Origin of the sequence: Novipirellula methanifontis (assembly GCF_052161655.1) — a bacterium.
In the GTDB taxonomy this organism is placed as follows: domain Bacteria; phylum Planctomycetota; class Planctomycetia; order Pirellulales; family Pirellulaceae; genus Novipirellula.
Map to the genome: position 1 here is coordinate 8,061,251 of NZ_CP197418.1, position 15,218 is coordinate 8,076,468.

General features: G+C 53.6%; 9 protein-coding genes. All 9 read right to left on the reverse strand.

Annotated elements, in window-relative coordinates:
* Positions 1-99: 99 nt before the first annotated feature.
* Positions 100-1,608: a hypothetical protein gene (locus SH528x_RS28500; protein ID WP_442506828.1), complete on the reverse strand. Its 1,509-nt coding sequence runs from the start codon at positions 1,606-1,608 to the stop codon at positions 100-102.
* A 774-nt stretch (positions 1,609-2,382) separates the two neighbouring features.
* Positions 2,383-4,080 (reverse strand): alpha-L-fucosidase, encoded by a 1,698-nt coding sequence (locus SH528x_RS28505; protein WP_442506829.1) that lies wholly within the window; start codon positions 4,078-4,080, stop codon positions 2,383-2,385.
* Positions 4,081-4,229: 149 nt separating this feature from the next.
* Positions 4,230-5,387: an alpha-hydroxy acid oxidase gene (locus SH528x_RS28510; RefSeq protein ID WP_442506830.1), complete on the reverse strand. Its 1,158-nt coding sequence runs from the start codon at positions 5,385-5,387 to the stop codon at positions 4,230-4,232.
* Between the two features lie 271 nt (positions 5,388-5,658).
* Positions 5,659-6,948 (reverse strand): class II aldolase/adducin family protein, encoded by a 1,290-nt coding sequence (locus SH528x_RS28515; protein ID WP_442506831.1) that lies wholly within the window; start codon positions 6,946-6,948, stop codon positions 5,659-5,661.
* A gap of 46 nt (positions 6,949-6,994) precedes the next feature.
* Positions 6,995-9,361 carry a response regulator gene (locus tag SH528x_RS28520; RefSeq protein ID WP_442506832.1) on the reverse strand — a complete coding sequence of 789 codons (2,367 nt, stop codon included), beginning with the start codon at positions 9,359-9,361 and terminating at the stop codon, positions 6,995-6,997.
* 94 nt (positions 9,362-9,455) lie between these two features.
* Entirely contained in the window at positions 9,456-10,952 is a 1,497-nt protein-coding gene (locus SH528x_RS28525; RefSeq protein WP_442506833.1) for an aldehyde dehydrogenase family protein, read from the reverse strand.
* A 69-nt stretch (positions 10,953-11,021) separates the two neighbouring features.
* A complete protein-coding gene (locus SH528x_RS28530) occupies positions 11,022-12,503 on the reverse strand; it encodes a rhamnulokinase (protein WP_442506834.1) in 1,482 nt (493 codons plus the stop codon).
* Positions 12,500-13,258 carry a class II aldolase/adducin family protein gene (locus tag SH528x_RS28535; RefSeq protein WP_442506835.1) on the reverse strand — a complete coding sequence of 253 codons (759 nt, stop codon included), beginning with the start codon at positions 13,256-13,258 and terminating at the stop codon, positions 12,500-12,502. The genes SH528x_RS28530 and SH528x_RS28535 overlap by 4 nt, the downstream gene beginning before the upstream one ends.
* 142 nt (positions 13,259-13,400) lie before the next feature.
* A complete protein-coding gene (locus tag SH528x_RS28540; RefSeq protein ID WP_442506836.1) occupies positions 13,401-15,212 on the reverse strand; it encodes an L-fucose isomerase in 1,812 nt (603 codons plus the stop codon).
* Between the last annotated feature and the right edge of the window lie 6 nt (positions 15,213-15,218).

Sequence of the window (15,218 nt, forward strand, 5' to 3'; positions counted from 1 at the left end):
TCTTACGGCTCACCATTGCAATTTAAATTTTGATTAAATCAACAGGTCGCTAGCCGATACCCAGGCTGGAAGCCTAAGCTACGATTTTGCGTATCGCTGCTACTGACGAAATGATAGGGTCACTTTATCGAGGATGGGCTTCGACTTGTTCTCTGTCGTATCGGTCAGCTTCACTTCAAACTGAAAACCGTAGCCCTCAGGAAGTGACGACAGGTCTATCATAGCCGCTGTTTTCTGAACTTGTTTGGCGAACCCAGGCGTGTAGTCATAGCTTTCCTTGACCGTTTGCCAATCGCTCCAATTATCCACGACACCATCGTTGTCCGTATCAACACCGACGCGGGCTTCGACTGTTTCGACCCAAGGTCCAGGGCTAACGAAATCTTGCTTTTGCTGCGTGGCCAAATAAAACTTGCCTTCGGCGAACGCAATGTCGGGATCGGGATGTCCTTTGCCGATGTTGTCACACCAAGTGAACGGCTGATCCAAGCTTGGCGACGTGAACCAACCAACGCTCATTTGGTGACCACCGACCGGATCGTAGTCACCGAACAGATAGTAGCGTCCGCCGATACAGACCGAGCACCAATCGCCATACGCTTCCTGCTCGGGCTCGTGAACTTGGTAAGTCGCAACGTTCGTTTTGAAATCGGGGTGTTGCAGCCAGTGTGGGTGCTTGTAAGTCGCCGTCTTGCCAGTCGGCGTCGTACGGTTGTCCACCGGCGGAGCTTTGATTTCAAAATCGGTCAGTCCATCTTTCGAGACCGCGTGTCCGGCAAGCGGCGAATCCCATGATCGTTTGTTCGCGTCGATGGGGGTCCAGTCTTCGTAGATGACATGAAAGTTGCCTTCGAGGTCGCGAATGAAGGCACAGTCCGAACCGTCCGACGGGTCTTTGAACGCCATGCCTTTGTTCTCACCCGGTTTCCCGTCGGTTAGATCGTCGTCGACGTAAACGTGTGGATCTTGGTCGTTGGGATAGTCGTAGTAGATGTAGACTTTGCCGTCGGCGTACTCTGCGGTCGTGACCCAACGCGAGAAATCCTCCGTGACAGGGCCGTGATGAACCCAGTTGACCATGTCGCGACTTTGCCATGCATGATAGCCACCCTTCGATTTTTTCAGCCCTCCAGGAGCGTCAAACTGGTTGGCATACGGAGTGGTCTTCAGAGGAACATCGAATCCTTCGAGGGTCGCATCTTCGGCAACAAACTTGGCTGTGGGATTCTGACCCTTCTTTCGTTTTGGACCACCGTAGCGACCGAACATCCAATAGTTGTCCGGCCCCATCGTCAGCAAGACGGGTGCGTCTCCGAGATTGGCGGGTCCGAGGTTGGCGATCGGTTCCCAGTTCTGCCAAATAGGCGACTGGTCAAACTGAATTGACTCGACGGACCGTTTTTTATCGAACGATTTCAACTTACTTTGAAACGTTGCCGTTTTTCCCGTCGGCGAAACCATGCCGTCGTTGAATTCGATTGCCGAACTTGCAGCCACTGCTTGCTGCCAATCGGCTTGGCTATCGACCACCCATGCATCGGCGGCGATGACCGGAATCGCTGTAGGTGCAAAGGCAAACGCCAGTAAAACGCAGAGGGGTCTTTTCATTTTTGTCGCTCTTGATTGGGGTAGGACGGTCAGGGGGGCTCGGGTCCTACGGTTAACATTCTGCGCCAGCTCAGTGACTCATTGCAGACATTGAACAGGTTTGAGATTTGCTCCGATTGAGATCTGCTCGTAGGAACAATGGAGCTCCGCTATCGTGAAATGCCTTGAGAACTCAGCGTTCTGCGATTTTCGCACAATAAGCAAACGGAATGACGGCGAGCAATGAGGGCAATCATGCCCCGTATAAGCACCTTTCGTGAACTTTTCGAAGCAAAACTCACTTTGTGATGCCATTCCGCCCTGCCGCAACAGGCCATTATGGTGCGATTCAAGCCCCTTGCGAGGATGTTTTGCGACACGCCACTAATGATTTGCGACATGGTTAGAGAACGATTCAGCCACTGAATGCGCAATCGCCGGCAACGGCACTGGCAGTGAGCACGAATGCAAACACTCGTGCTTTGTCCGTCTTTGATTCATAGGTAGTGGATCTTGCTAAAGATCCAGCCATACCGAAGAAGACAGGGAGCTTTAGCAAGCTCCACTACATTTGAAACCCCAATTTTCATACTAGACGAAGGACCAGGCCGCTCATAAGAGCGGCCGGCTTAGAAGGCTTCGTTAACTGCTGGGGCCGCTGAGCAATCACCCTCATAGCCCGACGCGTCAGCATTGAACTTGCGGGTTTTGATTTTTCTAAGCCGGACGCGCTCGCGTCATGGCTCACTAAAAAGAGCCGTGATCGCCAACGCGTTTCGCATCGTTTTTTCGAGCCTAATAGGCTCGCTCGAAATGGATCGACTTCAAGCTTGCGGATTCGACGTCGCCATCGATGCAAGACACGCTGACGGTGTAGCGACCGGGCTCGGGAAAGTGAATCCAGCCGATTGGGAACGATTGATAATTGTGGGAAGAGTTCTGTTGGTTTTGAATTTTTTCGCCGCCTTCGATCGCGACGCTCCAAACAAGTCGTCCTTCACCTGAATACGTCAGCTCGACGTTATAATCGCCAGGCTCATTGACGTCGATTTCCCACGACGCCTTGCCGCCACCTTCGAAGCCGTGAGCGTGGATGATCCCCTTCCACTCACCAAATTTTTCCATCCATCGCTTCCCGGACTTCTTGATTCCCGTGACCTCAGCGAACTCAGTCAAAATTTCGGTTTCGATGTTCGGATCGAGTGCCCAGATTGGATCGACCTCAGGTTCCGATGCAAGCTTCAGCTCGATCACCGACACAAGCTTTTCGGGAGCACGAGGGGGCAAATCGAGTACGACCCAATCTCCGGATTTGCTCCACGAGACGGGCTCGGATTCCTTGCCTCTCAGTAACTCGGATGATGCAATCTCGGTTTTCAAGTTCGGCAGGTAGAGCTTGCCTGAGGCGGGCCAGTCAAAGACGCACAGGAAAAGCGTGTTGTTTTTGCGAGTCACATCCCCCCACGGCAAAGCATGTTGCCATGGCGACGCCTGAGTATCGTAGACGACTTGCGGATAACGACGAATCCACTCGCCGGATTGCTCTAGTGTCTTAACAGCGCGCGGGGGAACCGTGCCATCACCACGAGGGCCGATGTTTAGCATATAGGTGCCACCACGACCGACACAGGCGAGCAGACGATGGAGGATTTCTTTGGGCGATTTCCAGTACTCGTCATACCAAGCGTACGCCCATGAGTCATTGGTCGTATCGACACTTTCCCACAGTCCTTCGATGTTCTCGCGTGGGACTTCCATATCGCCGAGCGTTTGGTAATCCCCTAGATCGTGCCCGGCGCGGCCCGAAACCATCGCGCGGGGTTGGTTCTTGTGGACGACGTCAACAAGTTGCTCAACGTACTGTTTGGGCATCTTGCCTGGTGTGTCGAACCAGACGATTTCGATCGGCCCATACTCGGTTGTGATTTCTTTGACTTGGGGCAAGCACTTATTGACGAAGTAATCATCGAACGTCGCTGGATTGCCTTTTTCGTCAACGGTGGGTCCGCCGCCGCCACCGGGGAACGTCCAGTCTTGATTGTGCGAATAATAGAAACCGAACCCCAGTCCTGCTTCGCGACACGCGTCGGCGAGTTCCTTCATCGGATCTTTGTTCCAAGGGGTCGCGTCGACAATGTTAAAATCACACGCTTTGGAGTGATACATTGCAAACCCGTCATGGTGCTTGGCCGTGATGACAATGTATTTCATGCCAGCATCTTTTGCGATTCTGGCAATCTCGTGGGCATCAAAATTGACCGGGTTAAACGTACCCGCAAGTTTTTTGTAACGCTCGACAGGAATGCCCGCCATTCGCGGGTTCATGATCCACTCACCAATGCCGTAATACGTCTTGCCATCGACCTTGTTACCAAGCTGCGAATACAGCCCCCAGTGGATGAACATGGCATAATTCCCCTCGTCAAAAAGCTGGCCACGTTCGGCGTTTTCGGCACGCAGTTTGACGACGGAATCTCCCCATAACTCGTTCATTTCTTGAGCATTCGCCTGGCTACAGACGCTCGCGGCGAACCATACAAATAGTAAAAAAACAGGATGCGTAGTGTTCATTTTCTCTCGCAATTTTTCTCGGATCGTTCACGGATGGGCAGACGCGACTGTCGTACATACGGGGGCCGCGATTAATCGTCTTTGGCTAAATGGTTGGGGAAATCGGCCACTCGTTGGCAACAGACTTGTTCCATGACTTGTTGTAATTGACGTTTTAGGATTGCAATCGTGTGATTACCGCCCTTGTTGCCGAGCGCTGCGGCGCCGTACATGAATGTGCGGCCGAGCATCGTAAAGTCAGCACCGCTGGCAAGGGTGCGTGCGATGTCGGGGCCACTGCGAATCCCCGAATCCATCATGATCGTTGTTTGCCCTTTGAACTTTTCAACAACCTTGCGAAGAGCCTTGATTGCTGATTGCCCTGCATCGAGTTGTCGACCACCGTGGTTGGAAACCCACAGACCATCAACCCCCAAACGGACCGAACGTTCGGCATCGGCCTCGCAAGCGATTCCTTTGACCACCAACTTACCCGGCCACATGTCGCGAATCGGCTTGATCTTTTCCTCGTTCAAACGTCCCGAAAACGTCTTGTCCATGAACTGGCCGAGCTGCTTTAGGTTCAACCCCTTTGGCATGTACGGCTTCAGCGTCTCGAACTCGGGCTGGCCATTGATCAACGTATTAAGCGCCCAACTCGGTCGACCAAAAATCTGCAAGATATTGCGGAGCGACATGCTCGGGGGCATGGCCAAACCGTTGCGAATGTCTCGAGGACGATAACCAAACGTCGGCACATCGGCCAAAATCACCAGCACGGGTAACTCAGCCTCTTTCGCGCGGCGGATGATGTCATCGCGAACTTTGTCCTCGGTCGGGTGATACAACTGAAACCATGCACGGCCTTCGGTGATCTTGGCAATGGTTTCAATACTGCTAGTCGAAACCGTGCTCAAACAAAACGGAATGTTATGTTTGAACGCCGCCTCGGCCAGAATCTCGGGCGTCCGAGGCCACATCAATCCTTGCAAACCGATCGGCGAAATGCCAAACGGCGCGTCGTACGTGTGACCAAACAATTCCGTACTCATGTCCGACTTGATGTGCTCGGACAAGTATTGCGGTATCAGCTCGATATCGCGAATTTCGGCAGTATTGCGATACATGTTGACGTCCTCGTTACAGCCGCCATCGAGATACTCAAACGCGAAACGAGGAATCCGTTTGCGCGCGAGGTTGCGCAAGTCGTCGATACCGGGATAGCGAGGATCGTAGTCCAGTTGGGTCATGATGCAAAATTTGATTTATTAGTGGCTTAGGCCGAAGTCCACCTAGGCGGGAAGCCTAGGTTAGAGTGACTCGGATAAATGGCGACTCTGAGCAGATCGCTCGGTATTTACCGGTGAAACATCGATCATTCTGTGAGCCGACGGCGCTAGCCGCGGGCTCGTTAATATTGCTGGAAACATGCCCGCGGCTAGTGCCGTCGGCTCAGATCATTATGTGGAATGACTCATATTGACCTGCTTAATAAACAATAACTCGGATAAATGGCGACTCTTATAAATTGAATGCGGATCGCAATTCCGCGATCACGGGAGCAGGCATCACGGACACCTCACCAATTGCACCTGCATTGATTACCGCTTCGGCGGTGGACTCCAAAACTTCCAGCCGATCAAACGTGTCTAGCACGCTCTTGCCCGTCACGAGCACGCCATCGTTTTCGAGAATCGCCGCAGGTGATTTGGGCGAAACATACCCAGCGATACTGCCGTCGTTCTTGTATTGCACCCCATACGGCACTCGTTCGACATCAAGTAAAAAGACGTAACTTTCTGGAATCGTTCGCGTGTCGAACTTTACATCTGTGACGCTGAATGCGGTCGCGTTGACCGGATGTGCAAACACAATTGACTTGACATCGGGGTGTTTTTCGTAAATCGCTTGATGCGCAAGCACCGCACGACTCGCTTTCTTCCCTATTTCCCGTTTGCCGCCACGGATCAACACCAAATCATCGTTTCGCAGCAACTCGCGGTCCGCTTGCGTTGGCGTGATCAGAAACGAATCGTCGTCAAGTCGAGCTGAAAAACTTCCCTCGGTGCTGATCAGCAATCGTTGCCGACAACCGCGCCGCATGAACTCGCAAAGTTGGCGGCGAAGTTCACATTCTTGTTCAGTCGCATCGGAGGGTTCAAACGTCTCCAGGTCGACGCCGCGGTCGGCGGCCAGTTGCAATTGTGCTTCGTCAAGATATTTGACATCACCAAGTTGGTTGGCTTTGATCAGCGTTTTCCCCGCAAATTCAAAGGCCTCGAAACGCTTGAACGCCTCGGCAAGCGATTCACCGCCGACCACGACGCCGTGGTTCTCCAAAATGACGCTGTCGCAACCTTGGGCAAACGTATCGGCAATGCTTTTTCCTAACTGTTCACTTCCCGGACACGCGTACGGGGCAAAGCCAACCTTGCCGCTCACCGAATACGTTTGATGAAACAATTTTGTGTTGGGCACCGATTGGCAAATACTAAACGCGACCAAAGCAACGGGGTGGGCATGGACGATCGCTCGGATATCGGGGCGAGCTTTGTAGATCGCTTTGTGAAACGGAAACTCAGACGATGGCGGATGCGGGCCATCAACATCGCCACCTGCTCGAACGCAAACGATGTCGCGACGCGATAGGTTGCCTTTGTCGACGCGTGCGGGCGAGATCCAAATGTCACCTTCCGCATTGCGAATCGACAAATTGCCGCCAGAAGTCGTGGTCATGCGGTAACCATAAATGCGAGTCATGGTTTGCATGATTTCATCGCGGGGATGGATGAGCAATCGTTGGTGATTCATCGGTGCTATCTTTTAGTCGTTGAGGTTGAGGGGGAGTGCTGGCAGTTTAATGGGCAACTAAGTCGGCGAGAGTTCGCAGCACGATCGCTTGCCGAATGGGTTTAGCGATGTAGGCATCCATCCCCGCATCAAGGCAACGTTGCTGGTCGGTTTCCATTGCATGCGCGGTCATCGCGACGATCGGAATGTGAGAAGACGTGCTTTGCTCGAGTCGCCGAATTTCTCGTGTCGCTTCCAACCCATCCATGTCGGGCATCTCTAGGTCCATCAGAATTATGTCGAATACTTTGCTGGTGAATTGCTCCACAGCCAAGCGACCGTTGTCTGCAATCGTCACCGTGTGACCTTGTCCGGTCAGCATGTAGGTCGCCAACTTTTGATTGACGAGGCTGTCCTCAGCCAACAATATCATCAATGGACGTAAACCTAGTTCTGCGTCGGCCGGTTCTACATCATCCACTGTGACGGCAGACTCGTCACGACAAGTCGCGGCAATTGCGTCGAGCAGAGTGGATTGGCGAATCGGTTTCATCAAGTGCGACTGCACTTTCAACTCGGCAACGCGTGCCAAGTCGTTCTCACGCATTCCCGAAGTCAGCATGATAATCGGTGTTTGCGACAATGCAGGATCGTTGCGGATTGCCGTCGCCAAATCAAATCCATCACGTTCCGGCATATTAACGTCGGTCAAAACAAGTTCGATCTGATTGTTTGCCTGAACCGCACGCTCGAGTTCGGTGAGCGCATCGGAAACACCTGCGGCGACAACCGGCTGCATGCCCCAGTTCGTGGCGATGTCCAGCAGGATCTGGCGATTCGTGGCATTGTCGTCAACGATCAACACGCGGAGTCCCTCGACGGACGAAAGCCCCGTGTTTTCCTGTTGCTCTGGCGGTTCGCCGATCGGTACCGTCACGGTAAACGCGAACGTGCTGCCGACGTCGAGTTCGCTTTCAACGTCGATCTGTCCTCCCATCATTTTGACAATACGCAACGTGATCGCGAGCCCAAGTCCGGTACCGCCGAATCGCCGAGTGGTTGAGCGATCGACTTGCTCAAACTGTTCGAAAATGACTTCTCGTTTTTCTTCGGGAATGCCAATTCCCGTGTCGCGTACCGAGAAACGGAGTGTAACCTGATCGCTGCTGAGGCTCACAGGTTCGACTTTCAACACCACCTCTCCTTGCTCAGTAAACTTGATCGCATTGCCAATCAAATTAACCAAAACCTGACGCAAACGACTGAAGTCGGCCACGACGACTTGCGGAACATCCGCACTGACATCGTATGCCAATTCAACCCCTTTTCCGTGGGCACGCACGGCAAGTGCTTTCATGATGCCAGCCACGCTCTCGCGCAAATCGTTGGGCATGGGGTCAAGCTCGACACGCCCCGATTCAATTCGCGAGAAATCCAGAATCTCGTTCAGCAAGTCGAGTAAGGCTTCTCCCGATTCCAGAATCGTGCGGACTTGATCACTTTGAGCCGCATCCAAACGGCTTCCCAGCAACAGTTCCGACATCCCGATTACCGCGTTCATCGGGGTGCGAATTTCGTGACTGAGGTTGGCAACGAACTCGCTTTTCGCACGACTGGCAGATTCAGCGACTTCTTTGGCCAGCATCAATGCCTCGTTCGCCTCTTTCATGTCGGTGATGTCACGCGAGATACCAAACGTCCCCACGACGTTATCCTCGGCATCATGCATCGGCAACTTTGTGGTCGCCACCCAAGTCCTCGTTTGGTCAGGCCAGATTGCGTGTTCCTCGCGTCCCAAAATACGTTGGCCACCTTGCAACAAACGCGTCTCGTCCTCGCGAGCGGCATGGGCATATTCTTCGCGGTGGTAATCAAAGTCGTCCGTGCCAATCGCATCGACTGGATCCGACAACCCCATGCGTTCCGCCAGTTTGCGGCTGACGCGAAGAAACTTGCTTTGACGATCTTTGAAGTAAATAAAGTCAGGAAGGTTGTCTAAGAGAGTATGAAAGAGGAATCGTTCTTGCTCAAGATCCGCTTGAGCTGCGGTCTGCGCTGTGACATCCGAAAACGCGACCGCGATCCCAAACAGATTACCTTGGGGATCGCGAATCGGCGTCTTGCGAACGCGTACGTTCCGTGCAGTGGAGGCGATGCAATTGGTTTCAAACTGATCAATCGGTTGTCCCGTAGTGATCACTTGCTGGTCGTCTTCGTGATACCGCTTCGCCAACGCTTCGGGAAACAAATCAAAATCGGTACGCCCCAGAATTTGCTCGATCGGCAATCCCAGCAGGTGGCACGTTTCACGATTGGCATAGATAAACCGCCCCTCCAGATCTTTGACGATAATATGAATCGGCAAGTTATCGACTAAGGGGTGCACCAACCAATCCGGCAACAGCGGCTTGCATTCTGATTGTTGATCAAACATCGCTAATCCAGTCACGCTATTCGCGGTTTGCAATTTCGATATTTAGCAGTTTCCGAACACATTTTTGGAATACGACGCCTTATTGATCCGCGGACTAGCCCAAGGGGCGGACGACCGACGTGCTGCGGTAGTAGTCCATCAGTGTTTCCACTGACAACACTCCGCCACCGACACCGCTCTGGTTGACACCGCCGTAAGGCACGCCGTGGGCAAAAACGTTGTGAGCATTGATCCAACTGTTACCCGCGACCATCGACTCTGCAACGCGTGCAGCTCGGCTCAGGTCAGTCGTCCAAACACTATTGGCCAACCCATAGACGGTGTTATTCGCCATCTCGATTGCTTGGCGCTCGTCGTCAAACGGCGCTAAAAACGCGACAGGCCCGAAGATTTCTTCTTGCGCGGCAACGTTATCAAGCGAACCGGCTAACAACGCAGGTTTCACAAAATGACCGTTATGTCCTTCCACCTGTGCAGGGCCCCCTTTCAGCAGACACTTCGCACCTTGGGATTCACCTTTTTCCAGATAGGCCAGCACACGCTCACGCTGTTTTGCATTGACGACCGGCCCCATTTGAGTCGACTCGTTAAGTTGGTGACCGATTCGCACATGCGACAGTATATCGACGCATTGGTCTACAAATTCATTGTAAATGTTCTTGTGAACCAACCAGCGAGTTGCGTCACAACAAACTTGTCCGGTGTGGAACGTGATCGCAGCCGATAATTTTGCGGCCGTGTCGGCAACATCGACGTCGTCGAAAACGACTGCGGCTCCCTTACCGCCGAGCTCCAATTTGACTGGAACAAGATTTCGTCCACACGCTTCGCCAACCAAACGCCCCACTTCCGGCGACCCCGTGAACGACATTCGCTTGATCTTCGGATTTGCCGACAAGGCGGATCCCACGGTCGCACCGCTTCCTGTGACGACATTGATGACGCCGTCGGGAATGCCCACTTCGGTCGCCAATTCCGCTAAATAGATCGCGGACAATGGAGTATCTTCGGCGGGTTTAATGACGACCGTATTGCCAGCCGCCAGGGCTGGTGAGATGCCCCAGCCAATCAACAAGAACGGAAAATTCCAAGGAAAAATGAATGCACACGCTCCCCAAGGCTGACGGAACGTCCAGGCTTCATGCCCTCGTACCGCCAACGTTGTGCGAGGATTCATGTGCTGTGCCATGTCAGCAAAGTAACGCAGTGTGTCGGCGAAATTCTGCACGTCGCCTTGCGCTTGTGCCTCCACTTTCCCAGCATCAAGCGACTCGATCTGAGCAATGATCGCTTTGCGTTTTTCGATAGCGTCCGCAAGTCGATGCAGCAGCGCCGACCGTTCGTTGACTGGCATCGTTGCCCAACCCGTTTTCTTAAACGCGGTGTCCGCCACGGTTACCGCCGCATTCACTTCGTCCGCGTCCAACTCCAAAACTTCGGCGAGCACCTCGCCGGATCCAGGATCCGTCGTCGCGATCGTCTTGCCACTCTTAGCGGCAAACGGTTTGCCGCCAACAAAGCTGCCGTGGGAATCGCGATTGAGAAATGCTTCGACTTCGGGCAACAAGGTTTTCGTAATCGTGGTACTCATTGAACAACCTGTTTGGATGGACGTGAATAGAAATGAAATGGAAAGTGTGGTTTCAGTAGACGCTCGTGCTTAAGCAACTTCGACTAAGTTTTGAAAGCGCTCGTGTGCTTGTTTCCACGCATCGACGGATTCGGGGACGTACGTACGAACGGAAAAAGAGTTCCGCACAAGTTTGCGAATTTCGGCAAGCGAAGCGAGATCTTGTAGCGAGACTGCCTGGATCAAGATATTGCCGACTGCGGTCGCTTCGACCGGCCCGGCTATCACGGTGCGTCCCGTAGCACTTGCCGCAAATTGGTTTAGTAACTCACTTTGGCTTCCGCCACCGACGATGTGCATCTTTGCAATCGTGCGACCGGTCAACCGCTCAATTGTGTCGAGTGTTTGCGCATACATCAGCGCCAAGCTTTCTAGTATACAACGTGCGAGCTGGCCGGGTGTTTCCGGTTCCGGTTGGTTGGAATCTCGGCAATACTCCGTGATCACGGCTGGCATGTCCTCGGGACACAGAAACCGACTATCTGCTGGGTTGATCAGACTTCGGAACGGCTCGGATTTTGCCGCAAGTTGGTTGATCTCGGCGTAATCCAATTCAAGCCCCTCTCGCAACCAAGCACGACGAGACTCCTGCAACAACCACAACCCGACAATGTTTTTCAAGAACCGAGTCGTTCCGCCAAAACCTGCTTCATTGGTGAAATTGCTCTGGCGGACCTCTTCATTGATCAGCGGCTGAGGAAGTTCAACCCCGATCAGCGACCAAGTTCCCGAACTCAGATACGCCCAATCATCGCCTGGCTCCGCTGGCACCGCGGCGACCGCAGCCCCAGTGTCATGGGAACAAGTCGCGATCACTTGAGTATCGGACAAACCTGTGTCGGCAACGATTTCGCTGGTTAGCGGCCCCAAGGGCGTTCCCGAAGCAACGATCTCAGGAAATAACTTCGGCGGCAGATTGAATTCGCGAATCAATTCGGCCGACCATTGCCCCGTGCGTGGATTGTACAACTGCGTCGTGCTTGCCAAGCTAACCTCGGCACGGGCAACGCCGCTGAACAGATAGTTCATGTAGTCAGCGATGTTGAGAAATTGGTCCGCGATTGCGAGGACATCCGAGTTATTCTGAACATCCGCGATCAAATGATAAAGCGTGTTGATCGACATGAACTGGATGCCGGTCTCGACGAAGATCTTTTCCCGTCCCACCTGTTCCAAAGCGGCGGTGTAGGTTTTCTCGGTCCGCGAATCGCGATATTGATAAGGAAGGGAAACGAGCGGTTGGCGTTCGTTAAACAATGCGTAATCAACACCCCACGAATCGACGCTCAACGACGATACCTGGACGCCTCGACCAGCAACTTTTCGCAAGCCGACCTTCAGTTCTTCGAAGATGCCCAGGACGTTCCAACGAAGCGAGTCTTGTATTTTGCTGGCGCCAGTCGGAAAACGATGAACTTCCTCGAGCACCACCTTCCCGCCTGTGATCGTACCTAAAATCACCCGCCCGCTCTCGGCCCCGAGATCACAGGCGACGTAATATTTGTCGTTCATAGCTTCAGTGCTCGCTGGCGATAGTGTTCGTCGATACGATTTGCAATGCGATCCACATCTTCATCACTCATAAAGATCGGGCCGCCGAGTGCTGCGGCGCCGACGAAAATTTCGGCGGACTTGTGAGCCATCAACATCGCCGCTTTGACGGCCGCCGGTGATTTGCCGAGCGTGATCAGCCCGTGGTTCTGCAACAAGATCACACGCGGCGGCGCACCATATTTTTCAATGAATTGTTGGGTTCGGTCACGAATCGTTTTCGACAACATCAACCCTGGATCGGTGTAGGGAACGAACACCGATTCAGCACCACAACAAACAATTTCGTCGGGAAAGAGTTTGCACGTCGCGAACTTTTCCGCCATCGGAGAGCACAGAATCTGGTTCACACTGATGCTATGCGTATGACCGACGAAATTTACATCGGGCAACGTCAACAAGTAGGCGTGGAACAGCGTTTCCACCGACGGTTTCTTTGACTTGTCGTCGGTACGACACGCGAACAACTCGTCTTCGATTTGTTGATCGGTCAAATCATCTCGATCGAGCATTTTCAACAGCGGTGCAACGTGGCACGACACGACATCATCAGACGCGAGCGTTTGCAGGCAGCTGCCACTTGCTTTGACCCAAAACGTATCGTCGTCAATTTTGGCGGACGTATTGCCTTCGCCTAAAATCGCGAGGTGTTCGCTCGGATCCCCGAGTTCGCGTGACAACGTTAGCAAGGCATCGCGGGTTTGTTCTTTGTTCATAGTGGCTTCTGTTTCGCAGCCCAGACTTTTCGTCTGGGAATTCGAGACAAGGGATTTTTAGAAAAGGGGCTTCGGGATTAGGTCGTTGCGACAACGCCCACCCAGGCAAGAAGCCTAGGTGATGTTGGACGTAAATGATTCGTTAAACGCGGCCGTATAAGGGGCCAAAGTTTTCACACGCTCGGAAGTCCGCCGATTCCGCATTATCGGTGCCGAACGCATTCCACGCACTTGGACGGAACACACGGTCTTCGGCAACATTGTGCATGTAGACCGGAATTCGCAGGATCGAAGCCAGCGTGATGAACAGGTGGCCGACGTGGCCGGCCGTCATCACGCAGTGGTTCGCGCCCCAGCGGTTCATGACGTCATAGGTCGATGTGAACGCCCCTTTGCCAGTCAACGTGGGAGCGAACCAAGTTGTGGGCCAAGTTGGATTGGTACGTTGGTCCAAAATATCGTGCGCGCTATCAGGCAGTTCAACCGTGAAGCCTTCCGCGATTTGAATCGCAGGCCCCAGCCCCGCCACTAAGTTGATGCGAGTCATCGTGGCGGGCATGCCCCCGCGAGTGCGATAACGCGTGCTCATGCCGCCACCGGGAAAGTATTCGGTAATCGAAGGGTGCCACGTCGTCGCCTTGAGGCACTTGTCGACTTCTTGGTCCGTGATTTCCCAAAACGGTTTCATTGTGGGCTTGCCGTCACTGTCGGTTTGTTCACCCGTGCCGTCCAATGTCGCCGGTCCAGAGTTAATTAGGTGCAACAATCCGTCGGCTCCTGCTCCCTCTAACTTGTAACCGTCACAGGCGGAAGCGACCGCTTCGGGACTCCAGTACGTTCGCAAATCTGCGAACACTTGTCCGGTGTTGGTCAGCAAGTGACCGAACAACATCGTCGCGGCATTGAGAGCGTCATTTTCTGTCGCGACGATGTAGGGGGCACGTTTGCCATTCCAATCGAACGATGTGTTGAGGATCGCTTCCATGAAGTCGCCGTTAGGAAAATGGTCCGTCCATTGCCGCTGGCCTTGAAAACCGGATGCGATTGCTTGGTGACCGTGGGATTGTTCTCTCAACCCCATCTCAGCAAGTTTCGGGTTGCCGACCATCAAGTCACGAGCGATCAAGGCCATCTTCACGCAGTCCGACCATTCGCTGTCGAGTTGCTCGCGAGAACGTTTCCCAGAATCGCCGTTGTAATCGTCGCCTTCGGGACAGCTTTCTTTGACCCATGCGAGCGCTTTCTCGTATTCGGCTTGATCGTATTGCCCTTTGTTCATTCGCCCAATGAACTCGCTCATGTCGATGTCTTCGACACGCATCCCAAGCCACTTTTCCCAGAAGGCGAAATCGACCATCGAACCAGCGATGCCCATCGACGTACCGCCCATCGACAAATACGCTTTGCCTCGCATCAGCGCCGCGGCCAGACCACAGCGAGCGAAGTCGAGAATCTTGGCTTGCACGTCCGCGGGCATCTTTGCGTCCCCAGCGTTCTGAACGTCGCGTCCATAGATGCCAAACGCAGGAATGCCCTTTTGCGTGTGCCCGGCTAGAACGGCGGCCAAGTAGACAGCCCCCGGACGCTCGGTGCCGTTGAAACCGAAGACGGCTTTGGGACGAAGAGGGTCCATATCCATCGTTTCGGATCCGTAGCACCAGCATGGTGTCACGGTCAAGGAAACGGCGACGTTCTGTTTGCGAAATTGGTCGTCACATGCAGTCGCTTCCGCCACTCCGCCGATGCAGGAGTCCGCGATCACAACTTCCACAGACTGCCCATTGGGGTACCGAACGTTGCTGGAAATCAGCTCAGCAACTCGCTGGGCCAAGTTCATCGTTTGCTCTTCGAGCGATTCGCGAACGCCCCCCAGGCGTCCATCAATTGTGGGCCGGATGCCGATTTTAGGAAGATCACCCTGGAAGACGGTGGGGGATGTTTGCGTTGAGCTCATCAGTAA